24 protein-coding genes and 1 pseudogene are annotated in these 24,784 nt (G+C 62.1%); 14 read left to right on the top strand and 11 right to left on the bottom strand.

Going from position 1 to position 24,784, the window contains the following annotated elements; genetic code table 11:
• Positions 1 to 53 precede the first annotated feature (53 nt).
• Together V1294_RS20420 and V1294_RS20415 are read right to left on the bottom strand one after the other, a co-directional pair.
• Positions 54 to 1,190, bottom strand: a complete 1,137-nt coding sequence (locus V1294_RS20420; RefSeq protein WP_334481029.1) for a zinc-binding dehydrogenase — start codon at positions 1,188 to 1,190, stop codon at positions 54 to 56.
• Positions 1,191 to 1,468: 278 nt separating this feature from the next.
• Complete coding sequence (locus V1294_RS20415) at positions 1,469 to 2,893, bottom strand: MBOAT family O-acyltransferase (RefSeq protein WP_334499653.1); 1,425 nt, start codon at positions 2,891 to 2,893, stop codon at positions 1,469 to 1,471.
• Between the two features lie 142 nt (positions 2,894 to 3,035).
• Here V1294_RS20415 and V1294_RS20410 point away from each other — a divergent pair, with 142 nt between their 5' ends.
• On the top strand, positions 3,036 to 3,953 hold the full coding sequence (locus V1294_RS20410) for a hypothetical protein (protein ID WP_334499651.1): 918 nt from the start codon (positions 3,036 to 3,038) through the stop codon (positions 3,951 to 3,953).
• A gap of 199 nt (positions 3,954 to 4,152) precedes the next feature.
• On the opposite strand, the gene eno is transcribed toward V1294_RS20410, so the two are convergent.
• A complete protein-coding gene (gene eno / locus V1294_RS20405; protein ID WP_334499648.1) occupies positions 4,153 to 5,436 on the bottom strand; it encodes a phosphopyruvate hydratase in 1,284 nt (427 codons plus the stop codon).
• A 176-nt stretch (positions 5,437 to 5,612) separates the two neighbouring features.
• On the opposite strand from eno, the gene V1294_RS20400 reads away from it, so the two are divergent.
• The 4 genes from V1294_RS20400 to V1294_RS20385 all read left to right on the top strand — a co-directional run bounded on the left by V1294_RS20400 (position 5,613) and on the right by V1294_RS20385 (position 8,615).
• Positions 5,613 to 6,605 (top strand): Vgb family protein, encoded by a 993-nt coding sequence (locus tag V1294_RS20400; protein ID WP_334499646.1) that lies wholly within the window; start codon positions 5,613 to 5,615, stop codon positions 6,603 to 6,605.
• A complete protein-coding gene (locus tag V1294_RS20395; protein WP_334499644.1) occupies positions 6,602 to 6,976 on the top strand; it encodes a c-type cytochrome in 375 nt (124 codons plus the stop codon). The genes V1294_RS20400 and V1294_RS20395 overlap by 4 nt, the downstream gene beginning before the upstream one ends.
• 56 nt (positions 6,977 to 7,032) lie before the next feature.
• On the top strand, positions 7,033 to 7,497 hold the full coding sequence (gene queF, locus V1294_RS20390; RefSeq protein WP_334481034.1) for a preQ(1) synthase: 465 nt from the start codon (positions 7,033 to 7,035) through the stop codon (positions 7,495 to 7,497).
• A 236-nt stretch (positions 7,498 to 7,733) separates the two neighbouring features.
• A complete protein-coding gene (locus tag V1294_RS20385) occupies positions 7,734 to 8,615 on the top strand; it encodes an FkbM family methyltransferase (RefSeq protein ID WP_334499643.1) in 882 nt (293 codons plus the stop codon).
• A gap of 50 nt (positions 8,616 to 8,665) precedes the next feature.
• Here the strand turns inward: V1294_RS20385 and V1294_RS20380 are convergent, their stop codons facing one another.
• The 7 genes from V1294_RS20380 to secG all read right to left on the bottom strand — a co-directional run bounded on the left by V1294_RS20380 (position 8,666) and on the right by secG (position 15,696).
• Positions 8,666 to 9,898, bottom strand: a complete 1,233-nt coding sequence (locus V1294_RS20380) for an HlyD family secretion protein (RefSeq protein ID WP_334481038.1) — start codon at positions 9,896 to 9,898, stop codon at positions 8,666 to 8,668.
• Positions 9,891 to 10,358 carry a hypothetical protein gene (locus V1294_RS20375; protein ID WP_334481040.1) on the bottom strand — a complete coding sequence of 156 codons (468 nt, stop codon included), beginning with the start codon at positions 10,356 to 10,358 and terminating at the stop codon, positions 9,891 to 9,893. Before V1294_RS20375 ends, V1294_RS20380 begins: the two co-directional genes overlap by 8 nt.
• A 367-nt stretch (positions 10,359 to 10,725) precedes the next feature.
• A complete protein-coding gene (locus V1294_RS20370) occupies positions 10,726 to 11,901 on the bottom strand; it encodes an MFS transporter (RefSeq protein ID WP_334489699.1) in 1,176 nt (391 codons plus the stop codon).
• 14 nt (positions 11,902 to 11,915) lie between these two features.
• Complete coding sequence (gene kdsA / locus V1294_RS20365) at positions 11,916 to 12,767, bottom strand: 3-deoxy-8-phosphooctulonate synthase (RefSeq protein ID WP_334499642.1); 852 nt, start codon at positions 12,765 to 12,767, stop codon at positions 11,916 to 11,918.
• A gap of 94 nt (positions 12,768 to 12,861) precedes the next feature.
• Positions 12,862 to 13,188 (bottom strand): NIPSNAP family protein, encoded by a 327-nt coding sequence (locus V1294_RS20360; RefSeq protein ID WP_057834587.1) that lies wholly within the window; start codon positions 13,186 to 13,188, stop codon positions 12,862 to 12,864.
• Positions 13,189 to 13,520: 332 nt separating this feature from the next.
• A complete protein-coding gene (locus V1294_RS20355; RefSeq protein ID WP_334499641.1) occupies positions 13,521 to 15,152 on the bottom strand; it encodes a CTP synthase in 1,632 nt (543 codons plus the stop codon).
• A gap of 166 nt (positions 15,153 to 15,318) precedes the next feature.
• On the bottom strand, positions 15,319 to 15,696 hold the full coding sequence (gene secG / locus V1294_RS20350; protein WP_334499640.1) for a preprotein translocase subunit SecG: 378 nt from the start codon (positions 15,694 to 15,696) through the stop codon (positions 15,319 to 15,321).
• 226 nt (positions 15,697 to 15,922) lie between these two features.
• Here secG and V1294_RS20345 point away from each other — a divergent pair, with 226 nt between their 5' ends.
• The 4 genes from V1294_RS20345 (at position 15,923) to V1294_RS20330 (ending at position 18,957) form a co-directional block, all read left to right on the top strand.
• Entirely contained in the window at positions 15,923 to 16,489 is a 567-nt protein-coding gene (locus tag V1294_RS20345) for a helix-turn-helix domain-containing protein (protein WP_334499639.1), read from the top strand.
• A gap of 6 nt (positions 16,490 to 16,495) precedes the next feature.
• The gene (locus V1294_RS20340; protein WP_334499638.1) at positions 16,496 to 16,840 is read left to right on the top strand and encodes a hypothetical protein; all 345 of its coding nucleotides are present in this window, start codon (positions 16,496 to 16,498) and stop codon (positions 16,838 to 16,840) included.
• Between the two features lie 41 nt (positions 16,841 to 16,881).
• The gene (locus V1294_RS20335) at positions 16,882 to 17,415 is read left to right on the top strand and encodes a GNAT family N-acetyltransferase (protein ID WP_334499636.1); all 534 of its coding nucleotides are present in this window, start codon (positions 16,882 to 16,884) and stop codon (positions 17,413 to 17,415) included.
• 150 nt (positions 17,416 to 17,565) lie between these two features.
• Positions 17,566 to 18,957, top strand: coding sequence for an MFS transporter (locus V1294_RS20330; RefSeq protein ID WP_334499632.1), 1,392 nt, complete (start codon positions 17,566 to 17,568; stop codon positions 18,955 to 18,957).
• A 28-nt stretch (positions 18,958 to 18,985) separates the two neighbouring features.
• On the opposite strand, the gene tpiA is transcribed toward V1294_RS20330, so the two are convergent.
• On the bottom strand, positions 18,986 to 19,738 hold the full coding sequence (tpiA, locus tag V1294_RS20325) for a triose-phosphate isomerase (RefSeq protein ID WP_334499630.1): 753 nt from the start codon (positions 19,736 to 19,738) through the stop codon (positions 18,986 to 18,988).
• Positions 19,739 to 19,996: 258 nt separating this feature from the next.
• Here tpiA and V1294_RS20320 point away from each other — a divergent pair.
• The 5 genes and pseudogenes from V1294_RS20320 to V1294_RS20300 all read left to right on the top strand — a co-directional run bounded on the left by V1294_RS20320 (position 19,997) and on the right by V1294_RS20300 (position 24,726).
• Positions 19,997 to 21,899, top strand: a pseudogene (locus V1294_RS20320) (peptidyl-prolyl cis-trans isomerase).
• A 77-nt stretch (positions 21,900 to 21,976) separates the two neighbouring features.
• Positions 21,977 to 22,990 (top strand): anthranilate phosphoribosyltransferase, encoded by a 1,014-nt coding sequence (gene trpD / locus V1294_RS20315; RefSeq protein WP_334499628.1) that lies wholly within the window; start codon positions 21,977 to 21,979, stop codon positions 22,988 to 22,990.
• 17 nt (positions 22,991 to 23,007) lie between these two features.
• Positions 23,008 to 23,829, top strand: coding sequence for an indole-3-glycerol phosphate synthase TrpC (gene trpC / locus V1294_RS20310; RefSeq protein ID WP_334499626.1), 822 nt, complete (start codon positions 23,008 to 23,010; stop codon positions 23,827 to 23,829).
• A 3-nt stretch (positions 23,830 to 23,832) separates the two neighbouring features.
• On the top strand, positions 23,833 to 24,351 hold the full coding sequence (moaC, locus tag V1294_RS20305) for a cyclic pyranopterin monophosphate synthase MoaC (RefSeq protein WP_334499624.1): 519 nt from the start codon (positions 23,833 to 23,835) through the stop codon (positions 24,349 to 24,351).
• A gap of 108 nt (positions 24,352 to 24,459) precedes the next feature.
• The gene (locus V1294_RS20300) at positions 24,460 to 24,726 is read left to right on the top strand and encodes a hypothetical protein (protein ID WP_334499622.1); all 267 of its coding nucleotides are present in this window, start codon (positions 24,460 to 24,462) and stop codon (positions 24,724 to 24,726) included.
• Positions 24,727 to 24,784: the final 58 nt, after the last annotated feature.

Here is a 24,784-nt window from a genome sequence, read left to right as displayed (position 1 = left end):
CATCGGATTCCAGGCAATCGACGCCAGACGGTATGAGCCGGCTATTGCCGTCGTCAACCCTTGTTCGGGTTGATCAGGAATTTCTCGCCGGTGGCGCGTTTGTTGTAGACCGCGATGTTGGAGAGCTGCAGCGTCTCCTGCAGCGACACCACCTGCGTATAGTGGCTGGCGAAGGTGGTCTTGAGTTCGGAAGCGACGCGCTGGCGCAGCTTACCGATTTCGGCGGGGCCGATCTTCTGCAGGAACGGTGTCAGCAGCCAGCCGCCGACGCCCCAGGTCAGGCCGAACGCCCGGCTCAGTTCGGTCGGACGGTTGTCGAGGCTGCCGTAGATGTAGACCTGCTTGTACACGTTCGAGCCGTAGCGGCTGTATTCCTTGGCGGTCTTGTTGGCCGCGCTCTCCATGCAGGTGAGGATCTGCCCCGCGAGCTTGCCGCCGCCGATGGCGTCGAACGCAATCGTGGCGCCGGTTTCCACCAGCGCATTGGTGAGATCGTCCATGAAGCTGTCTACGGTGGAATCGACGACATGCTTGGCGCCGATCTTGTGCAGTATATCCGCCTGCTCCTTGCTGCGCACGATGTTGACGAGGCCGATGCCGTCCTTGATGCAGATCTTGTTGAGCATCTGCCCGAGGTTCGAGGCGGCCGCCGTGTGCACCAGCGCCTTGTGATTTTCGCGCCGCATCGTTTCGGTCATGCCGAGCGCGGTCAGCGGATTGACGAACCATGACGCGCCGTCGGCAGGCGTGGTGCCGGCTGGCAGCTCCATGACGTCCCGCACCTTCATGGTGCGGTACTGCGAGTACATCGCGCCGCCGATCATCGAGACATTCTTGCCCATCAGCGCCTTGGCGGCATCCGAAGAACCGGTCCTGATCACCACGCCGGCGCCTTCATTGCCCACGGGAAGCGACTGGTCGAGCCGCGCCGCCATCATCCGCAGGGCGGCTTCCGGCATTTTTGCGGTGACCACAGGCGTGTCCTCGCTGCCTGAAACCTTGGCGGTCGACATGTCGGCCGGGCCGATCAGGAGCCCGAGATCGGACGGGTTGATCGGCGTCGCCTCGACCCGGACCACGACTTCGTCGTCGGCCGGCTCAGGCGTCGGGACGTCCACCAGCGACAGTTCGAGTTCGCCGCTCTTCTTGAGCAGCGAACGCAGTTGCAGCCCGCTCTTGCCGTTACTCATCGCAATCCTCCCTGGACTTCCCCTTCGCAGCCCTCGGCCCATGACGCTCCCCGAGGGATCGTACGGTCGCTCCAGGCACATGGGGATATGGGCCGGGTCGGCACTGATGTCCAGCGACGGCCGATTTCAAAAAGACCGCTTCAAGAACACGACGTTCGCGTAGGTATTTTTGCCCAACGCTGTCTCTGTTCATATGACTTCCCTTGTCTTTGGCTCAGCCTGACCCGAGGCAGCAGAATGTCAGGGCCGAGAGCGGCAGTTTGCAGTTCAAATATGGATCAGAACCTGAAATAGATGAATTCGCTCTGGATGCCGATCACTCCGAACACGAACAGAGCTGCCACAAAGTACAGTACCAGCGGCCGATAACGCCAACCAGCCAAATTCTCTCCCACCGTGCGTTTCTCATGATCATATCCGGTCAAGCGCTGCGTATTCGGGAGCAACCAAACCAATGCGGTATATGCAGCAATTACCTTCAGATTAAAGAGCTCCTGTTCGCCGAAAATGATGTCCCTCGGCGCCATCATCTTCGAAATTATTCCAAGCGCAGAGCTGATACTGTCGGCGCGAAAGAATACCCAAGCGATCACCACCGCGATGAATGTCATGGGCAAAGACAACAAACCCACGACAAAAGACGCACTCTGCGGCAGCACCGGTGCAAAGCGATTCCAGACGTGATTGACACAGAGATAGAGGCTGTGCAGTGCGCCCCAAGCTACAAAAGTCCAGCCCGCTCCATGCCAGAGGCCACCCAGGAGCATCGTTATTATCAGGTTTACATAACGTAGGCCCCGACGATTGCCGCCGAGTGGGATGTAGAGGTAGTCACGCAAGAACTGCGATAGCGTCATGTGCCAGCGCCGCCAAAAATCGACGATGCTGCGGGCCTTGTAGGGCGAGTTGAAATTGACCGGAAGGAAGATTCCAAACATCAACGAAATCCCGATCGCCATGTCGGAATAACCGGAGAAATCGAAATAAAGCTGGAATGTGTAGGCGAGCGAGCCGATCCATGCTCGATCAAAAGACAAAGTCGTCGGCCCAAACGCATTCGCGACCAAAGGCTGAATACCATCCGCAAGACATGTCTTCTTAAAGAGCCCAATCGAGAAGATGGCGAGACCGCACATGATCAAATGGAAGTCTAAGCGCTTGATTTCTTTGCGCTCAAACTGTGGGATAATGTCTTTGTGGTGCAGTATGGGACCCGCGATTAGATGCGGGAAATAAGTGACGAACAGCGCATAATTCGGCAACGCGTAGCGCGCGACGTCACCCCGATACGCATCGACCAGAAACGCTATCTGCGTAAACGTGTAGAAGGAGATACCTACCGGCAGGACGATACTAACGACAAAGCCGGTGTCGAACACCGCATTGAAGTTGGTCGTCAGAAAACCTGCGTACTTAAAGATGCCGAGGGCGATCAAGTCGCCGGCAACACCAATGGTCAGAATGCGAAAGCGCGAGCGAGAATCGTACCTTTTCCCAATTAACAGAAACCCGATCGCGTAGTTAAACGCGATTGAACCTACGAGCAGCGGGAGAAGCCGCCAATTCTCGATTCCGTAGAAGGTTAGAGAAGAAAGCGCTAGCCATAGGACAAGGAGAAAATTGCCAAACCGACCAAGAACAAAATACCCCATCAGTACGATCGGGAAGAACACAAACATAAAAGAAAACGAATTGAACAGCATTCGCCGCAGATTTCCGACTTTTCACTCGGATACTACATATCTATGGTTGCAACAAGCAATAGTTGATGGCATCTGCAAGCACATGCAGAAAGTGCAATTATTCAGAGGCAGGGATCTCCTTCACGTTGCTATGGCGTGTATGATGCTCTTCAGCGCGGTGGTCGCGGTTGTCTATTGTTATGACCCATATGGCCGCGCGGGCATTCGTTCCAGTTCCCAAGTACCCAACGTTGGGGAACGTGAACTGAAGGTGTCGGTGGCGCGGAACCCATTCTTCGATTCCGCCGTGGTTGGCAATTCGACCTCCATTCCGATGCAACCAGAAATCCTTGATGGGTTGACGGGCAGAAAATTCGTTTCACTGTCGGTAAGTGGATCGGGCGCACCTGTAGCGTTGACAGTCGCCCGTTTTTTCCTACGCCATCACCCGGCCGCAAATACCATCATCGTGGCAATGGATGATACCTGGTGTCGAAATGAGCGCACGATGGCCGAGGGACGTCCATTCCCATTCTGGCTCTACAGCGGAAATCTCGAATACATTGGTTGGCTCTATGCAAACATGTCGTTCGAACTTCTCAATCACGCCTTCTTTGCTCAGGGCAATGGCTTCCGAGTCGATGGCTACCGTCCTTATGATGCTGCATTCGTAGCTCATGGCTACGACGACATAGCTTTCGTGAAGGCAGCGATGGACAAGGTCGTTCGTCCAACGGGAACGGACTACGTCCGGCCCTTTCGCTTCGAACCCCTCATTCAACTCGAAGAACTTGTCTCGTCAAATCCACGCGTCACGTTCATCCTCTTTTGGACACCGCGCTATCTCGCGTTAATTCCGGTGCAGGATTCACCTGCTGCGGATTACGACAATGCTTGTAAGCAGCGGTCAATCGAAATTGTAAACCACAATTCGAATGCTCGAATTGTAAACTGGGCTGGCGACAGTTCAGAGAATCGCAACCCTGCAAATTTCTATGAAACGAATCACTACCGCGATACGCTGGCGATCAAGATCGAACACGACATAGCGAAATCCATTTCGGCGGCCGAATCTCCATAGATTCGGTTAGTCAGGTTCGCGGAGGGCCGCGCTTGGTTGGCCTGATCTCGGAAAGCGAATATTGCTTGATGTGGCCCATGCAGACGCGGCAGGAGAGTCCCCCTCTCACGGAACGCATCTAAAGATTTCGTTCCGACGTACGAGCGAGCTTCGCTCGTCTCGACGCCCCGAGCGGAGGCAAGTAGAGCGGACCGTTGCGTTACGCCAGTGCCTTCAACGCCGCCTTCCCCGCATATTTCGCCTGCTCGCCGAGCTGCTGCTCGATGCGCAGGAGCTGGTTGTATTTGGCGGTACGGTCGGAGCGCGCCAGCGAGCCGGTTTTGATCTGGCCGCAATTGGTGGCGACCGCGAGGTCGGCGATGGTGGAGTCTTCCGTTTCGCCGGAACGGTGCGACATCACGGAGGTATAGCCGTACTTGTGCGCCAGTTCGACGGCGGCGAGCGTTTCCGTCAACGTGCCGATCTGGTTGACCTTGATCAGGATCGAATTGGCGCGGCCGTTCTTGATGCCGTCGGCGAGCCGCGTGACGTTGGTGACGAACAAATCGTCGCCGACGAGCTGGCACTTGTTGCCGATGAGGTCGGTCAACTCCTTCCAGCCGTCCATGTCGTCTTCGGACATGCCGTCCTCGATGGTGACGATCGGATAGCGCGAGACGAGATCGGCGAGATATTTCGCCTGCTCGGAGCGCGAGCGGGTCTTGTTCTCGCCGCCATAGACGTAAGCGCCGTCCTTGAAGAACTCGGTCGCCGCGCAATCCAGCCCAAGCATCACGTCGCTGCCTGCCTTGTAGCCGGCCTTTCCAATTGCGCTCACCACGAACTCGAGGGCGGCGTCCGCCGACGGGATATTCGGCGCAAAGCCGCCCTCGTCGCCGACATTGGTGTTATGGCCGGCCTTTTTCAGCTCGCCACGCAGCGTGTGGAAGATTTCCGAGCCGCAGCGCAGCGCTTCGGCGAAGCTCGCAGCCCCCACGGGGAGGATCATGAATTCCTGGAAATCGATCGGATTGTCGGCATGGGCGCCGCCATTGATGATGTTCATCATCGGCACCGGCAGGGTCCGCGCCGAGGTGCCGCCGACATAGCGATAGAGCGGCATGTCGAAGGATTCGGCCGCCGCCTTGGCGCAGGCCAGCGAGACGCCGAGGATGGCGTTGGCCCCAAGCCGGCTCTTGTTCGGGGTACCGTCGAGATCGATCATGATCTGGTCGATCTGGACCTGTTCCTCGACGGCCTGATCGCTCAGCGCCTCGAAGATTTCGCCGTTGACGGCCTCGACGGCCTTCTGCACGCCCTTGCCGAGATAGCGCTTCTTGTCGCCGTCGCGCAGTTCGACCGCCTCATGCGCGCCGGTGGAGGCGCCGGATGGCACTGCGGCACGGCCGATCGAGCCGTCTTCCAGCACCACATCGACTTCAACGGTGGGATTGCCCCGGCTATCGAGAATTTCGCGGCCAATGATGTCGACGATGGCGGTCATGTCTTAAACTTTCCTGGGAGTGGTGGGTCAGGTTCGGGGGCGTCTTACACGGCAAGCAAGCAAATGTGAACGCTTGACGGGCCGCCTTTTCCGGACGGCGGAAACCCGTCAGGATAAACTGCTTCAAGGTAGATCTCAGCGTCCAAACCTTCACATTGATAAGCCGAGGTAACGCAATGAATCGCCGCCAGTTTCTTGGAACCGCCGCCGCTGGAGTCCTCGCTGCGCCCGCCTTCCTGCGCCACGCCGACGCCCAGGAAGGCCCGTTCCGCGTCAAATATTATCCAGTCAAATCAGGCATGGGCTCCCGCGACACCACCCCTGCCCCCGACGGCACGATCTGGTTCTGCGGCCAGCGCAACGGTACGTTGGGACGTCTCGATCCCCGCGACGGCTCCTACAAACTGGTCGACCTCGGCAAAGGGGCAGCTCCCCATGGCGTCATCATCGGCCCTGATGGAGCGCCCTGGGTAACCGAGGGCGGCCAGAACGCGATTGCGCGCGTCGACCCCGGCGACCACAAGGTGACCCTGTTCCGCCTGCCCGAAAAAGAAAGCTACGCCAACCTCAACACCGCCGTGTTCGACAAGAACGGCATCTACTGGTTCACCGGCCAGTCCGGCATCTATGGCCGGCTCGACCCGAAATCGGGCGACATGACCGTGTTCAAGTCGCCGCGCGGGCGCGGCACCTACGGCATGACGGTCACGCCGAGGGGCGACATCTGGTACGCCTCGCTCGCCGGCAACCACATTGCCAAAATCGACCTGGCGACCGGCAGCGCGACCGTGGTCGAGCCGCCGACCCCCAACCAGGGCGCACGCCGGGTATGGTCGGATTCGAAGGGCCGCATCTGGGTCAGCGAATGGAACAGCGGCAACGTATCGGTGCACGATCCTGCCGACGGCTCCTGGAAAGCGTGGAAATTGCCCGGCACAAGTCCGCGTGCCTATGCGGTTTACGTCGACAACAAGGACAAGGTCTGGCTCACCGATTTCGGCGCCAATGCGATTGTGCGCTTCGATCCCGTGACGGAAAAGTTCAATGCGTTCCCGAGCGACAAATCGGGCGCGAATGTGCGCCAGCTCGACGGCCGGCCCGGCGAAACCTGGGGCGGCGAATCCGGCAATGACCGCCTCGTCATGATACAGACGGTCGCGCCTGCGTGAGATTGTTTGCAATCCTGCTGCTGTTGCCGCTTCTCCTGCCCGCTTCCGCCGCCGCGGAGGAAAACGGCGCGCGGGCGTTCGCGCCCTGCCGCGCCTGCCACAGCCTCGATCCGGCTGAGCGCAACCTGCCCGGCCCCAATCTCTCGGGCGTGATCGGCCGCGCCGTCGGCGGAGCCGCGGAATTCGACTATTCGCCGGTGCTGCGCAAGGCGCGCGACGAGGGCGTGCGCTGGGACGCAAAGCGCCTCGAAGCCTTCCTCACCGATCCCGCCGCGATGTTTCCGGGATTGTGGATGTCGATGCGTGGGATCGAGGACGCGGCCGAACGGCAGGCGCTGGTGCGGTTTCTCGAAGATCCTGCATCGCGCTAACAGTTGACGGCCACGGCGCTTGCGTCCATGTCAGCCCTCGCAACAGGACGATCATGATGGCCAAGAAATCATTGCAGAAATCATTGCAGCTCGGCCGCGCCGTGGAATGGCCGGACAGCCCGGAAAAGGCGCAGCTCGATCGCGTGCCCAATCCGCAGGCGGACACCAATTATCTGGTGCGCTTCACCGCGCCGGAATTCACCTCGATTTGCCCCGTCACGGGCCAACCTGATTTCGCGCATCTGATGATCGATTACGTGCCGGGCCAGTGGCTCCTGGAGTCCAAATCGCTCAAACTCTATGTCGCCAGCTTCCGCAATCACGGCGCCTTTCACGAGGATTGCACGGTCATGATCGGCAAGCGGATCGCGGCCGAGATCAAGCCGAAATGGCTGCGCATCGGCGGCTATTGGTATCCGCGCGGCGGTATCCCGATAGACGTGTTCTGGCAGACCGGCAAACTGCCCAAGGACATGTGGGTGCCCGACCAGGGCGTCGCGCCGTATCGCGGGCGGGGTTAGGCACGCCAAGCGTTCGGGCATGGCTTGAACGCCTTCTGTTGCGCGCGCGCGGAACTTTCAGAGGACGCGTCTAGTGAGGCCCAGTTGAGAAATAAACGGCCGCGACAATGATTGCATACATCGTAGGCGAAATTCACGGCTGAGAAAAAAACTCTCGAACGATTGACGCCACAGATTGGTCAACTGCGAGCCACAGATCGTCCGCATGTTCGCGACATCAAGTTCGCGAGGCCGCCATGATTGCCCGGAAGACCGCCCGCTTCCTCCTGAAATATGCATCGAGCGATCCGCTCGGGCTTGCCGATATCGTACACCGCCGCGCGATCGAGCAGTTCAGAACGCCGCCAACGGGCCTCGCGACCGCGCGCTTCAACGGCGTGCATCACGAGATCGACATGTCATTGCATCGGCTGATGAAGAAGTACTTTTTCCATACTCACGAAATGTTTCTCGAACGCATCTTCAAGCGCTGCCTGGCTCCTGGCAATATCTTCGTCGATATCGGCGCCAATTGCGGCTACTGGTCGGCCTATAGCTTGTCGCTCGTGGGCCAGAGCGGCGAGGTGCACGCCTTCGAGCCGGTGCCGCAATATTTCACCTTTGTCCGACGGCTCGCCGAGCTCAATCCCGATTATCGGGTCATCGCCAATCAGGTTGCCTGCGGCGCGCGGCCTGGCGCCTTCACGATGGCCGTCGTCGCGCCACGCGCGGAGAATTTCGACAATTACGATATCAATATCGGGTCGAGTTCACTTGCTACCGGCTTCCTCGACCACGCCAGCGAGCTCACGGAAAATATCACCGTTGAGGTTATCGCCTTCGATAGTTATGTACGCGAGCGGAAAATCGATCTCGATCGCGTCGGCCTTATCAAGATCGATGTCGAAGGTTTCGAGGCTGAGGTCTTCGACGGCATGCAAGGCGTGCTGGCAAAGAGCGGTCGCAAAGTGCCGATCCTGTGCGAGATCCTCACCGATCTGAATCGCCCCAAGCCGCTGGACGGCAGACGGATCATTGAACGCCTTGAGGATTGTGGTTACCGCTGCCTCGATGCCACGCATTTGCGACCGATCGATCGTGATGCGCTTGGTTTTGAGGAGAACATTCTCTGCTTCTGACACTCAACTATCTTTCATCAAACTTGCATCAACGTCGGAGCTTCGCGGGCTCAATGCCCGCTCAGCACCAGCGTCTTGACCGGCAACAGCAGCGCCTGAATGCGCAGCAGCATCGCGTGCACCAGTCCGGTGGCATCGACGACGTGCAACGCGAAGCTCTTGAACGAACCGACTTTGCCTGAAGCGATCAGTTCGTGGTTGCTGGTATAGGCGTTGGCTATACAACTGCTGCCCGGCGTCACGCCCTCCAGCCCGCCCTTGTAGATCGGTTCCATGAAAACGAGAATGGTACCCGGACGCACGACCTGCTGCGCCTCAACCAGTTGTTCGCCGCCCCTGAACTGGCCCGCCGCGATGTAGTCCTGCACGTTGGTAACCACCATCGGAATGATCGTCCACGGCTTGGAAATGCAGGTGGCCTCGGCCACCATTCCGACCTTCATGACCTGAGCCTCGATCTGCCCAAACCCTGCCATAAGAGCACGCCGTCCTGCACCCTCGGGAATCAGAACCCCGGCCGACCGTATCATTGGATTGACGATATCACCCCGCCTCAGACCGAACTGCTCGACCCGTCCGTTGACACCGGCGCGAATAAACGTCTTGTCCAGATCGACCTGCGCTTCGGCCAACGCCGCCTCTGCGCTCGCCTTCTCCGCCGGTAGCAGAGCGGTCAGTCGCGTCATCGCGGACTGTTTGGAAGCGGACGCGGCGTCGAGGCTGCCCTGGCGACCCGCAACGGCCACCGTGAGCTTTTCGATGTCGCGTTGCGGCACGATTCCGGGGTTGCGCTTCTGCAGTTCGCTTTTGGTGTCGAGTTCGTCCTGCGCCTGCTGCAGCGCGCCTTTTGCCTCCTGAAGCTGGCCTTCCGCCTTGAGGATGTCAGCTTGCGCTGCCAGCATGGCGGCATCGACTTCGGCGATCTTGCGCCTGGCTGTCAGTAGCGACGCTTCCTGCTTGGCGCTATCAAGCCTGAAAATCACGTCACCTTGCTTGACGGGCGCGCTGAGTTCGAAGTTAACCTCCGCGACTCGGCCGGCTACTTCGGGCACAATCGGAATGGTCCGATAGAACAACGTCGCCGACGTGGTCGACGGGTGATAATAGAAGATCATCGTGATCAGCGAGACCGTGAGCATCAGGCAGGCGATGATGCCAAAGCGCAGTTCGAACCAGACCGAATAGAGCGTGATCTCGTGGCCGATGCGCTTGCCCTGCCGGTAGCGGCGATAGAGATAGTCCGGAAATATTGTCAAGAGGGAGCAGAGAAGTAGCTCAAGCATGGCTGTGCACTTCGCTCTTGGCGCCACCAGCCTTCTCGATGCGGGCCTTGGCCTCGCCCGTTGCGACAGCGTGCGCCGTGTCCCCAACTGGCGCCTCGGTTGGGTCCGGTTCAGGCGGAACGCCAGCCATCTTTTCGACCGATCCTGCAATTCTGCGCAGCGGCGTGCTGAAGTCCGGCAGGTCGATCATCGCGAGGAACAGGCCGATCACCCAGAACAGGTGGTTGTGCGTGAACAGCGACAGCAGGCCCAGCACGGCCACGATTTCAAACTGGAATTTTTGCGACTTGTGGGCCATCCGCTCCGGCAACGAGTGCAGGTGCAAATAGAAATTACCGACCGCGAGAACGGCGACGATCAGAAAAATGCCGACGGCGACCATCAGAACGTCGGTGTCACCCGGTGCGGTGATGAAAGACGGCAGGTGATGGGGCGCGCTGGGGTGAATCGACTCGCTCATGGCAATCCTCCGTTCACAACGGGACTAACGCACTGGGTCGATCAGCTCGGTTCAATCTTTGCACAATGTGAAAACTTGGCAAGGGATAAGGCGCGGCCTGCGCGCGCGAGGCCGATCAGGCCCCATTTCGTGAACCGGATGGCCTCTGCGACCGACCACCGCACATGCACAAAGCTTTCTCCCCCATTCTCGGGTTGATGGCGATCATCGAGCAGCACCGCAGCGCCGACGTCTGGGCAACATGACCAAGGAAACGACACCCTTGTGGGTGTGGCTGTCGGTTGCCCTGTTGGCCCTCGGCACCCTCGCCTATTTCACGATGGTCTGTCTGGTCGATTACATCATCGGATTCTTGTGAGGGCGCCGTCTAGGTCGCCGCCGCGTCCGCCGGCCGCGTCTGGCGCAGCAGCTTTGCGCAGGCAAAGCCGAGCGCGATCATGACGGCCGCTGCGGTCAGCAAGGTCGGGACCTTGCCGGCGTGCTGGATGCCGAAACCGTAGGCGATCGGTCCGATGGTCTGGCCCATGAAGAAAAAGAACGCGTGCAGCGACAGCGCGGTCGCGCGCGCTTCCGCCGACAATTCGCTGGCGAATACCTGCAGGCTGCCGTGGATCATGTAGAACCCCCAGCCCATGAAAATCAGGCTGAGCGTTTGCAATCTCCATTCCGGCCCCATCGCCACCGCGATGAGCTGCACGCCGACCATCGCCGCGCCGCCGATCATCATGCCATTGACGCCGATCCTCGGCAGAAACCGCGACACCGTCATGGTGTAGAACAGCCCGCCGACGGCGAAGCCCGCGATGACGATGCCGGCGATCGACAGCGAGGTTTCGCCGAGTTCGAACAGGAAGGCCGCGAGGAACGGAAACAGTCCGAGCACGCAGCAGCCTTCAATGAACACGGCCCCGTAGCAGACGCGCGCATTCGGGTTTGTGAAAATCGTGCGATAGCCTTGCAGGAGGGCTGACAGGCCGGTGCGCGGCGGACGGGTCAGCGCAGCACCGCGAAACCCGGCCGCCACCGCGATCGAAGCCAGCACGACAAGAACGCCGAGCACGGCGAGCACGCCGCGCCAGCCGAGAAAGTCTCCGATCAGGCCGGACGCGGAGGCCCCCAGCAGATTGCCGGTCATCGCGCCCGCCAATGTACGACTGATCGCGACCTGGCGTTTTTCGGGACCGACGAGATCGCTGGTCAGGCTGAGCGAGACCGGGAATACGCCGCCGGAGCCGATGCCTGCGAGAATCCGGCTTGCGAACAGCAGCGGGAACGAGGTCGCCATCGCGCCGAGAATATTGGCAAGCCCGAGCAGCACCAGGCAGACGATCATCAGCCGGGCCTTGCCGAACATGTCGGCCATGGCGCCGAGCACGGGCTGGATGATGGCAAAGGTGAAGGCAAAGGCGGCGGCGAAACTGGCGGCGGTAGCGATGCTGACGGAAAAATCCGCGGCCACGTGCGGCAATACCGGATCCAGCGCGCGGGCGGACAGGGCTGCCGAAAAGGTCGCGAGTGCAATGATATTGAGCGCCGGCGGCATGCCGCTGGTGGCGGTCACGGCGCAGCGTTCTTAGCCAACGCGTCAAACGCCATCAGCCGCTTCACCAGCGCTTCGAACTCGCGCAGCGGCACCATGTTAGGCCCGTCCGACGGCGCGCGATCGGGATCGGGATGGGTCTCGATGAATACACCGGCGACGCCGACCGCGACCGCCGCGCGCGCCAGCACGGGCACGAATTCGCGCTGGCCGCCGGATGAGGTGCCCTTCCCTCCGGGCTGCTGCACCGAATGGGTGGCGTCGAAAATAACCGGCGCGCCCGTCGTCTGCGCCATGATCGGCAGCGCGCGCATGTCGGAGACCAGTGTATTGTAACCGAACGAGGCGCCGCGTTCGGTCACCAGCACATTTGGATTGCCGCCGCCGGTGACCTTGCTGACGACGTTCGCCATCTCCCACGGCGCGAGGAACTGACCCTTCTTGACGTTGACAACCTTGCCGGTCGCCGCTGCCGCCAGCAATAGATCCGTCTGCCGGCACAGGAAGGCCGGAATCTGCAACACGTCGACCGCCTGTGCGGCCTCGGCGCATTGCGAAGCCTCGTGGACGTCGGTGAGCACGGGTAGCCCGAGCGACGAACGTATCTCGGCGAAGATCGGCAGGGCCTGCGCGAGGCCAACGCCGCGCGCGGCCGATCCCGAGGTGCGGTTAGCCTTGTCGAACGAGGTCTTGTAGACGAGGCCAATTCCGAGGCGACCTGCGATCTCTTTCAGCGCGCTCGCGACTTCCAGCCCGTGCGCCCGGCTCTCGAGCTGGCACGGCCCGGCAATGATCGAAATCGGCAAGGTATTGCCGAATTTGACCGGGCCGACCGAGACGACCGGGGCTGCATCTACTTTCGCGTTCAAGGGATTTTCCTTCGTATCTGCCGCGGACCATGCCGGTCCGCGCCACCAGGATCAACCCCGTTTAACCCCCGAATATCAGGGTTGCAGCGTCGCCCTATTTTACCGCGGAGAACGCCGTCGGCACCAGCAACTGGCTGACGATATTGTCGATGATCTGGCCGTCCTCCTCGCTCTTGGCGCGGCCGGCGATCCAGTCGGGATCGCTCTGGAATGCGGTCCATTTCTTTTCGCGATCGGCGAGCGAATCCCAGGCGACGAAATAGGTCAGTTCCTGATTGGAGGTGCCGATCAGCGTGGTGTAGAAGCCGGCCTGCTTGATGCCGTGCTTGTCCCACAATTTCAGCGTTAGCGTATCGAAACGCTTCATCAGCGCCGGCAGGCGGCCCGGCAGACAGCGATAGACGCGCATTTCCATGATCATCGGCTTTGCTCCTTCAATTATTGTTCTTGCCGTTCACGGCGGGGGTTTGTCGCAACAATCCACGCCTTCGTCAAAGGCAGAGCCCACTTCACCCGCCCCTTGAGGGGGCGGGTCGGCTCACATGGAGCGCAGCGTAATGTGAGACGGGGTGGGGTGACGGTCTCTCAACACGAACACTGTTGGATGTGGAGCGACCGTCACCCCGCCCCGCCGCGCGCTTTGCGCGCATCGACCCGCCCCCTCAAGGGGCGGGTGAAGAAATGGCACCTCATCCAAAACCGGGCAGGCGGCCAGATGGTGGGCACGCTGCCGCTTTGCCCACCTACCAGATCTTATACCAGCCGCGACTGTGCCATCGCCGCCTGAATGAACGACGCAAACAGCGGATGCGGTTCGAACGGCCGTGACTTCAGCTCGGGGTGGAACTGCACGCCGATGAACCAGGGATGGTCCTCGTATTCGACGATCTCCGGCAGCACGCCGTCGGGCGAAAGCCCTGAGAAGCGCAGGCCGTGCTGTTCAAGCCGGTCCTTGTAGGCCGTATTGACCTCGTAGCGATGGCGATGGCGTTCCGAAATCTCGGTGGCGCCGCCATAGACTTCCGACACGCGGCTGCCGCGCTTCAGCGTTGCAGGATACGCGCCGAGGCGCATGGTGCCACCGAGATCGCCGGTCTTCGACCGCTTCTCCAGCTCGTTGCCACGGAGCCATTCCGTCATCAGGCCGACCAGCGGCTCCTTGGTCGGGCCGAACTCGGTGGAGTTGGCTTCCTCGATGCCGACGAGATTGCGTGCGGCTTCGATGACCGCCATCTGCATGCCGAAGCAGATGCCGAAATACGGCACGTCGCGCACGCGGGCGAACTGCGCCGCGCGGATCTTGCCCTCGGCGCCGCGCTGGCCGAAGCCGCCGGGCACCAGGATTCCGTTGACGTGTTCGAGGAACGGCGCCGGGTCCTCGTTCTCGAACACTTCGCTCTCGATCCAATCGAGATTGACCTTCACCTTGTTGGCGATGCCGCCATGGGAGAGCGCCTCGATCAGCGATTTGTAGGCGTCCTTCATGCCGGTGTACTTGCCGACGATGGCAATGGTCACCGCGCCTTCCGGGTTGCGCACGCGCTCGTTGATGACATTCCAGCTCTGCAGCGCCGGCGGAATCTTCGGGCTGATGCCGAACGCGGCCAGCACTTCGTCGTCGAGGCCGGCGGCGTGATAGGCCTCAGGGACCGCGTAGATGTTGTCGACGTCCCTCGCCTCGATCACGGCGCTTTCGCGCACGTTGCAGAACAGGCCAAGCTTGCGTCGCTCTTCCTTCGGTATCTCGCGATCGGTGCGGCACAGCAAAATATCCGGCTGGATGCCGATCGAGCGCAGTTCCTTCACCGAGTGCTGCGTCGGTTTTGTCTTGAGTTCGCCGGCGCTCGGAATGAAGGGCAACAGCGTCAGGTGAATGTACACCGCATGGTCGCGGGGCAGTTCGTTCTTGAGCTGACGAATCGCTTCGAAGAATGGCAGGCCTTCGATGTCGCCGACGGTGCCGCCGATCTCGACCAGCACGAAATCATATTCGTCATTGCCCGAGAGCACGAATTCCTTGATCGCGTTGGTGACGTGCGGAACGACTTGAATCGTCGCGCCGAGATAATCGCCGCGGCGTTCCTTTGTGATGATGTCCTGATAGATGCGCCCGGTCGTGATATTATCGGCCTTGGTGGCCGGACGCCCGGTGAAACGCTCGTAATGGCCGAGATCGAGATCGGTCTCGGCACCGTCGTCGGTCACGAACACTTCGCCGTGCTGATACGGCGACATCGTTCCGGGATCGAGGTTGAGATAGGGGTCGAGTTTGCGGAGACGGACCTTGTACCCGCGAGCCTGCAACAGGGCACCAAGTGCCGCCGAAGCCAGACCCTTTCCGAGCGAAGAAACCACGCCGCCGGTGATGAAAATGTACCGCGCCATGGGACTCAACCTTTAAGGCCACTGGCCCGATTCGCCAAAACGAATCGCATGCACGGGCGAACATTCTGCCGGGCTGTGGGTGACGTGAATTTTAAAGCGATATCAGAGCACTAATGGGAAGTTCTGATGCAGGACGGTAGAGACCGTCCTGCATAGCCACCCTGCTTTATTGCGAACGCGGGGCCTGCGGGCCCGACTGGCCCTGCTGTTCATCCACCTTCTTGAGCGTATCGAGCACGCCGCCGGAGGTCGGCGGAGCGACCGGCGTCGCGCCACCGGGCTGCGATTGCGTCGTCGGTGCGCCGAGGATCGATGCCGGCTTGCGGTCGACACCGGCGAGCCAGGCCAGCGTCATGCTGGTCACGAAGAAAATCCCCGCCAGGATCGCCGTCGTCCGCGTCAGGAGATTGGCGGTGCCGCGGCTCGACATGAAGCCGGCCCCGCCGCCCATGCCGAGGCCTCCGCCTTCGGATTTCTGCAGCAGCACGGCGCCGATCAGCACCGAGACGATCATGAGGTGAACAACGATAATGACGGTCTGCATCTTAAAAACCTTCCGTCACAAGCTGACAGCGCCGGGCTTCGGCTGCACCAAGAGCTTGCGGGTTTTCCTGAAGTTGCGCGGTGTTACACGATCGGACGGGGCATTGTCACCCCCAACCGCAGCCCCGGAGATAATTGCCGCAGGGGCGATGGCAAGGCTGTCCCCAGCTCCCGGCCGACCTCGAATCCGGACTTGAGGTCGCACCAATTTCTCTTATAATAGACGAATGGATACTATAGTAGACGATCTTGGCGCCCGACTCGCCCATCGCCTGCGGCTCGAACGCGACAGCCGCGGCTGGTCGCTGGCCGACCTCGCGGAGCGCTCCGGGGTGTCCAAGGCCACCATCAGCAAGATTGAGCGCGCCGAGGTCAGTCCGACCGCAGTCGTGCTGGTGCGGCTCGCCAGCGCCTTCGACCTCACCCTCGCCGGCCTGATGCTGCGCGCCGAAGGCCAGGGGGAACGTCTTTCAAGGTCCGTCGACCAGCCGGTGTGGCGCGATCCCGAAACCGGCTATCTGCGCACGCAGGTATTCAACCGGCCCGATCATCCCGTCGAGATCATCAAGGTCGAGATGCCGGCGAAGCAGCGCGTGACGCTGCCCGCATCGTCCTACGCACGCATCCGCCAGGTCCTCTGGGTGTTGTCGGGCGCGCTCGTCCTCATCGACGGTGGCGAACGCCACGAACTCCGGGCCGGCGACTGTCTCGGGTTCGGCCCTCCGGCGGAAGTGACGTTTGCCAACGAGAGCGCCGCGCCCTGCACCTATGTCGTTGCCCTTGCCCGGAGTTAGCTGGCGATGGCGGAGCTCAAGATCGAAGGTTTGGCGATCGAGCCGGCAAGCTCTTCTCCCGCCGGCCACAATGGCGGCCCGCCGCTCGATCAGGAGCACATTCCGGAATGGGGCGACGGGGGAATCGGAAATTACTTCTACTGGAAGGCGGCGCATCGCGCGGCCTGGAAAAATCCCTCGCCCGGCATCGTCGCGTTTCGCATCCGGAAAGCCGAGCGGCTGGGCCTCACCTACGAAGAATACACGCTGGAAATCCTCGAACGCGGCCGTCACCTGCAGATCGAGGATGTCGAACGGATTGCAGAGATCAAGCAGGCGCGCGCCGCGCGCGCCCGCAATCATCGAAGCTGACCCCTCGGAAAAACATTTCATTCGCCCGGAGCTGATCATTCGTGCCTGACATCCAAATCAAAACACTGAAATCCTCACCTGATACCTGTGCGACGCTCAGTGAAATGTTGATTGAAACCGTAGCGAATGGCGGTTCGGTCAGCTTCATGCACCCGCTTCCGTTCGAAGCGGCCAACGAATTCTGGCGCAACTCGCTTGCTTCGGCCGACCGGGGCGAGCGCGTCGTTCTCGGCGCTTTTGACGGCGAAGACCTGATCGGCACCGTGACGCTCGTGCTCAACCTCGCGCCAAACCAACCGCACCGCGCCGAGATCGTGAAAATGATGACGCGGGTCAGTCACCGCCACCGTGGCATTGCCACGCTGTTGCTGCGCGAGGCCGAACGCATCGCGATCGCGTGCGGACGCTGGCTATTGGTGCTCGATACCGCCGAGGACGAAGGCGCGGCCGGCCTGTACGAACGGATGGGATTCAAGCTGACCGGGCTCATTCCGGACTACGCACTCAAGCCCCACGGCGGCCTCACGGGCACGCTGATCTACTGGAAGCGGCTGCAGGACGCCGTGCCGGCATAGCCTACCCGGGTTCAGAGCGTCGTATCAGGCTGCTGACACCACGCTGTCAGCAGGACCGACTTAAGGACGCATCGGCATCCGCTATTCAATCGCGCGTCGGCGCGTCCTCGATTTGGGCCTGCCTTCCAATCACCGATATCGACGGCCGGCATGTACGAACGGACACCTCCCGGAGCGGAAGGGCGAATAGTCCCAATCACATTCGCCCTTGGCCTCGGCACATTTCTGACGCTGTTTGACGTGACCGCAGTCGTGGTCGCCATGCCCGGCATCGCGAAGGACCTCGGCTTCGCCGTCGCCGGCGCCGCCTGGGTCATCGACGCGTACAGCCTTGCCTTCACGGGCGCTCTCTTGGCTTCCGGCGCGCTTGCAGACCGCTTCGGCCGCCGCCGCTCGATGTTAACAGGCAACGCGGTGTTTCTCGTTGCTTCAATCGCATGCGGTCTTGCGACGGATGGCCCGATGCTGCTGGCCTCACGGGTCGTACAGGGCGTCGGGGCCGCCTTCATGGTCACGGGCGCAATCGCGCTCGTCGCCGGTGCATTTCCGAATCTTGCTGAGCGGGCACGGGCATTCGGCATGATCGGGGTCCTTTCCGGTGTCGCCATGGCCTTGGGCCCGACCTTGGGCGGCTTGCTCGCCTCATGGTTCGGTTGGCGCTGGATCTTTTACGCCAATATCCCCTTTTGCCTTTCGCTGACCCTCCTGGTGCCGCGAGTTGTTGCCGAGACGAATGATCCGGACGGGCCACCGCTCGACCCCGTGGGTGTCGCGTTGCTCACGATATCGCTAGGCTTGGCGATCGATGCACTGCTCAGGCGAGACGGGTCATTGGCAATTCGCGCCGCCTGCCTCGCCGGCAGCGCCATGGCCGCCTTCTTATTCGTTTTGCAGCAATGGCACAGTTCGCGTCCAGTGCTCGATCCCCGCGTATTCGCAACATCGGCAATGGCCGGGGTCGGCGCGTTGCTCACGGCTATCCAGTTTGGCTACTGGGCCGTGCTCGTCTACTTGCCCCTGTTCTTGAGCGCTGGGCTCCTCGTCAGCATGGAGGTGGCAGGTGCCGCACTGCTTGCGGCGACGCTGCCGATGCTCCTGGTACCGCTGATCGGTGGCTGCTTTGTTACGCAGTGGGGATGGCGGCGTTTCTTTGTCGTTGCGTTTGGTATCATCGCCGTCGGAGACGCATTGCTTGCGTTGGCTGCCGTCTCCACCAACCCGGCCATGCGCCTTGCAGCAACCATCACCGGAATGCTCACGATCGGCGTCGGCTCAGCCTTGGCAAATCCGCAAATGTCGAGCGTGGTCCTGGCGCTCGCACCGCCCACGCAAACCGGCATGGCCTCGGCCGTGACCATGATCGTGCGTCAGGCCGGCTTTGCCATCAGCATTGCGGCGTTGGGAGCAACGCTCACGAGGACCGATATGACAACGGCGTTCGCGGCACCATTCGCCCTCGCGACACTTGCCGCGTTGGCCGCCATCGTCGCCGCGGTCATTTTGCTTCCGGCCAAATCTTCTCAAAAAGACGTGGCAAGTTGAGCATTTTCTCTGAGAAACGTGCGACGGCCTAACACCCCGCCGCGATCGCGAGGAAATCGGCCGCTTTCAGGCTGGCGCCGCCGACCAGCGCGCCGTTGACATTGGCGACGGCCATCAACTCCGCGGCGTTGGAGGGTTTTACCGATCCGCCGTAGAGAATCCGGATCTGACTGCCCTCGGCCTTAAATCGCTCGGTGAGAACACCCCGGATAAACCGATGAACTTGCTCGACATCTCCGGTCGTCGGCGTCAGCCCGGTACCGATCGCCCAGACTGGCTCATAGGCCACCACCAGATTGGCCGCCGCAGCGCCATCCGGCAACGAACCCGCGAGTTGCCCGCCGCAGACATCCAGCGTCTGGCCGGCATCCCGCTGCTTCTGAGTCTCGCCGATGCACACGATGGCCACGAGGCCCGCCCGCCAGGCCGCTTCCGCCTTCTGCCGGACCAGCGCGTCGGTCTCGCCATGGTCGGCACGCCGCTCCGAATGCCCAACGATAATGGCGCTGGCGCCGGCATCCGCCAGCATTTCCGCCGAGAGATCGCCTGTATGGGCGCCCGAAGCCTTCGCGTGGCAATCCTGGGCCCCGACGGCGAGCTTTGAACCGCGCGCCCTGTCGGCAAAGCCCGCGATCAGGGTGGCCGGAGGGCAAACCAGTAGGTCGGCCTTGCCGGCCAGCGCGCCTGCGCCGGCAATCATTGCTTCGAATTCACCCAGGGCGGATTTCAGGCCGTTCATTTTCCAGTTGCCCGCGATCAGGGGCCGGATGGCGTCGGTCATGTCAATTATCCCGCAAATGTCAGCGTTATAGATGCGCTAGCAGAGGCACGCCGCCAGTTCCAGATACCGGTTGGGCGATCCCCCAGGCCGTTAACCGCTTCAAATGGCCCCCACAGGCGAGGTTGCGAGGGGGGCGCTGCCACTTTATGATGCGTTTTCAACTCGGTGACGCTCTGTTGCGGAAGTCGATCCTGAACGGAATCGAATTTTCGCCGGGCACGACCCGGTTCCCCTCTCCTGCAAAAACAAGTTGGACCCATGCTTCGAGGAATTCGGAAAGCCTCATCAAACTGGCTCGGCAAGATTGTCATGGCCACCGTGATGGGCGTTTTGATTGTCAGTTTCGCAGTTTGGGGCATCGCCGACATCTTCAAGGGGTTCGGCCAGTCGTCGCTCGCCAAGGTTGGCAAGACCGAGATTTCGACCGAGCAGTTCCGCCAGATCTACACGGAAAAGCTGCAGCAGCTCGGCCGCAGTTTCGGCCGCCCGCTGACCTCGGAGCAGGCCCGCGCCTTCGGGCTCGACCGGCAGGTGCTGCAACAGACCATCGCCGAAGCCGCGCTGGATGAGGAAGCCCGGCGCATGGGGCTCGCCCAGTCCCAGGAAGAAACCATGCGGCTGATCTACAGCGATCCGAATTTCAGGGGATTGGGCGGCAAGTTCGATCCCGCCCGCTTCCAGGCCACGATCCGGCAGTTCGGCTACACCGAGCAACGCTACCTCGCCGAACAGCGGCGCGTCGGGCTGCGCCGCCAGATCGTCGGCACCGTCTCGACCGGGGTGGAGCCGCCGAAGGTCCTGATCGACGCCATGACCCGTTTCCAGAACGAACAGCGCTCGATCGAGTACGTCAAACTCGACGCCGCGCAGGCCGGCACGATCGATCCCCCCCTCGCCCGAGGCGCTGGCCGCCTATTTCGAGGAGCGCAAGACCCAGTTCCGCGCACCCGAATATCGCAAACTGTCCTTTGTCGTGATCAGCCCCGAAGAGATCGGCAAATGGACCGAGGTCACCGAAGAGGATGCGAAGAAGGTCTTCGAACAAAATCGCGACCGGCTCGGCACGCCGGAGAAGCGCGAAGTGTCGCAGATCGTGTTTCCCAACGAAGGCGAAGCGCAGGCCGCGCGCAGCCGCATCACGTCGGGAATGTCGTTCGATGACCTCGCCAAAGAGCGCAATCTCAATCTGGCCGACGTCGACCTCGGCATGATCGCAAAGAGTGCGATCATCGATCCGGCGATTGCGGATGCGGCGTTCTCGCTGCCATCGGGTGAAATCAGCCAGCCCGTGCAGGGGCGGTTTGGCGTGGCGCTGGTCAAGATCGGCAAGATCGAGCCGGGCACGACGCCGACCTTTGAAAGCGTTGCAGCCCAGATAAAGAAGGAACTCGCGACCGAACGCGCGCGCGCCAAGGTCAGCGAAATCCAGAACAAGATGGAAGACGAGCGCTCTGGCGGCGCCAATGTGGTGGAGGCTTCGCAGAAGCTCGGCCTGACCCCCGTCACGATCGAAGCCGTCGATCGCTCCGGCCGCACGCCCGACGGCCAGCCGGTGGCCAACATTCCGCGCGGCCTCGACGTGGTCTCGCAAGCCTTCAACAGCGATGTCGGCGTCGATAATGAACCGATCCAGTTTGCCGGCGGCTATGTCTGGTACGACGTGCTCGGCATCACGCCCTCGCGCGAGCGCTCGCTCGACGAGGTTCGCAGCCAGGTCGAGGCGAAATGGCGCGAAGACCAGATTTCGAACAAGCTGCGCGCGAAGGCAACCGAGATGGTCCAGAAGCTCGAGCAAGGCGGCACGCTCGCGGCCGAAGCGGCTGCGGTCGGAGCGAAGGTCGAGACCGCGACCGGCTTCCGCCGCGACGCCTCGCTTTCGGGCGTCCCCTCGGCCGCCATCACGGCCGCGTTCCGAACCGCCAAGGACGGCGTCGGGCAGACGCCGGGTGCCGGTGGCAGCGAGTGGATCGTGTACCGCGTCACCGACGTGACCGTGCCGCCGGTCGACGCCGCCTCTGACGAACTGAGGAAACTGAAGGACACGCTGCAGCGCGCTCTGACTGACGAACAGGTCGCGCAATACGTGACGAAGATCGAATCCGAGATCGGCACCACCATCAACCAGGCCGCCTTCGCGCAGGTGACGGGCGCTAACAACTGAGCATGATCGGCCAAGACTAGTCCAAGGTTTGCGCCGGTCATGCTTCAAGACGACACCCAATCCTGAAAGCCCAAGCGATGGACGACCTCAAATCTATCATCGGAAAAGTCGCCACCGGCGCGACGCTGTCGCGTGAGGAAGCTGCCTCCGCCTTCGACAGCATGATGTCCGGCGAGGCCACGCCCTCGCAGATGGGCGGGCTGTTGATGGCGCTGCGGGTCCGCGGCGAAACCGTCGACGAGATCACCGGCGCGGTGGCCGCGATGCGCGGCAAGATGCTGCGGGTCCAGGCGCCCGCGGACGCCGTCGACGTGGTCGGCACCGGCGGCGACGGCTCTGGTTCGGTCAACGTCTCGACCTGCGCGGCCTTCATCGTCGCGGGCGCCGGCGTACCCGTCGCCAAGCACGGCAACCGCGCGCTGTCCTCGCGCTCGGGCGCGGCCGACGTACTGGCTTCGCTCGGCGTCAAGATCGACCTGACGCCCGATCAGGTCGGCCGCTGCGTGGCCGAGGCCGGCATCGGCTTCATGTTCGCGCCCGCGCATCATCCGGCCATGAAGAACGTCGGCCCGACCCGGGTCGAGCTCGCCACCCGCACGATCTTCAACCTGCTCGGCCCGCTCTCCAATCCGGCCGGCGTGAAGCGGCAGATGGTCGGCGTGTTCTCCAGGCACTGGGTGCAGCCGCTGGCGCAGGTCTTGAAAAACCTCGGCTCCGAATCCGTCTGGGTCGTGCATGGCTCCGACGGGCTCGATGAAATCACGCTCACCGGGCCAAGTTTCGTCGCCAGCCTCGACAACGGCAAGATCACCACGTTCGAGGTGACGCCGGAGGACGCGGGCCTCACCTGTTGCAATGTCGACGCGCTGAAGGGCGGCGACGCCGACGCCAATGCGCTGGCGCTCTCGAGCGTGCTCAACGGCAAGCCGAGCGCCTATCGCGACGTCGCGCTGTTGAACGCCGCGGCTGCCCTGATTGTGGCTGGCCGCGCCAAGGACCTGAAGGACGGCGTCGCGATCGGCGCCAAATCGCTCGACAGCGGTGCGGCAGCGGCGCGGCTGAAACACCTGATCGCGGTCTCGCGCGGCTGATCCGAGGGGCGCCAGAGATGTCCGATATCCTGACCAAGATCGAGGCTTACAAGCGCGAGGAAATCGCCGCGGCCAAGCGGGCGCATCCGTTGTCCGAGGTCGACGCCCGCGCCAAGACAGCATCGCCGCCGCGCGGCTTTCTGCGCACGATCCGCGACAAGCTGGCACGCGGCGACTATGCGCTGATCGCGGAAGTGAAGAAGGCCTCGCCCTCGAAGGGACTGATCCGCGCCGATTTCGATCCTCCGGCGCTGGCAAAGGCCTACGAGGCCGGCGGCGCAGCGTGCCTGTCGGTGCTGACGGACGCGCCCTCGTTCCAGGGCCATCTCGACTTCATGGTGGCCGCGCGCGCGGCGACCGGCCTGCCGGTACTGCGCAAGGACTTTTTGTTCGACACCTATCAGGTGGTGGAAGCCCGCGCCCATGGCGCAGACTGCATCCTGATCATCATGGCCTCGCTCGACGATGCTACCGCCAGGGATCTGGAGGACGCGGCGATCGCACTTGGCATGGACGTGCTGATCGAAATCCACGACCCCGCCGAACTCGATCGCGCGCTAAAGCTTCGCTCGCCGATGATCGGCGTCAACAACCGCAACTTACGGACCTTCGAGACCACGCTGGCGACCAGCGAGGCGCTGGCGCCGCTGATCCCGCGCGATCGCCTGATGGTCGGCGAAAGCGGCATCTTTGCGCCTGCGGATCTGGCGCGGCTCGAGCGCGTCGGCATGTCGACCTTCCTGGTCGGCGAAAGCCTGATGCGGCAGGCTGACGTGACGGCGGCAACCCGCGCGCTGCTGACGCGGGTCAATACGCCGCGTGCGACCGGGACCGATTGAGAGATGGCCGGCAAGGCTTCCAAGGACAAGGCTTCCAAAGGCGGCTCCGCCCTCACCCATATCGATGCGTCGGGCGAAGCGCGGATGGTCGACGTCTCGGCCAAGGCAGCGACCGAGCGCACGGCGGTGGCCGAGGGACGCGTGGTCATGGGCAAGGCGACGCTCGATCTGATCGTCTCCGGCAACGCCAAGAAGGGCGACGTGCTGGGCGCGGCCCGCATCGCCGGCATCATGGCGGCCAAGCGCACCTCGGAACTGATCCCGCTGTGCCATCCGCTGGCGCTGTCGAAGGTGACGCTCGACATCACGCCCGACAGGAAACTGCCCGGCTGCATCGTCCGCGCCACCGTCAAGGTCACCGGCCCGACCGGGGTCGAGATGGAAGCGCTGACGGCGGTGTCGGTCGCCTGCCTCACGATCTACGATATGATCAAGGCGGTCGAACGCGGCGTTCGCATCGAAGGCATCCATCTCGTCGAGAAGATCGGCGGCAAGTCCGGCCATTATCGCGCGGAGCGGTGAGCCCGGCGACCGGATCCCCGTCGTCACGCTTGTGTGACCGGCGCGGCGAGGAATGCGCTCCGGGCGCGCGGGGTTGTTTCCTTCGGGACCTTCACAAGGAGGAATCCGATGTCGAGATACAGGCTTGTGGGCGCCGCGGCTGCGTTGGCTGTGATGACGGCACCCGCCATCGCACAGCAAGTCATCTCCGAACCCGGCTATTGCGCGTTCTTCTATCCGAACGCCAACTGCCAGAACAAGGGTCCGGGCAACCCCTACACCGATCCGCAGCGGTTCAACCAAGGTTACCCCCAAGACTACGCCCTGCCGGACAGCGGCCAGACGGTCGGCATCGCGAGGAAACGCACGCACAGATCCACGACACGCATGCAGTGACGGCTCCGGATCTAACAAGGCCGGCACGCCCGCACACTTCCGATCGGCGGACCGCGAG

It is taken from the genome of Bradyrhizobium sp. AZCC 1678, assembly GCF_036924765.1.
Taxonomy (GTDB): domain Bacteria; phylum Pseudomonadota; class Alphaproteobacteria; order Rhizobiales; family Xanthobacteraceae; genus Bradyrhizobium; species Bradyrhizobium algeriense.
The sequence above is the reverse complement of the archived record's forward strand: the minus strand, read 5'-3'. Positions and strand labels throughout refer to the sequence as shown.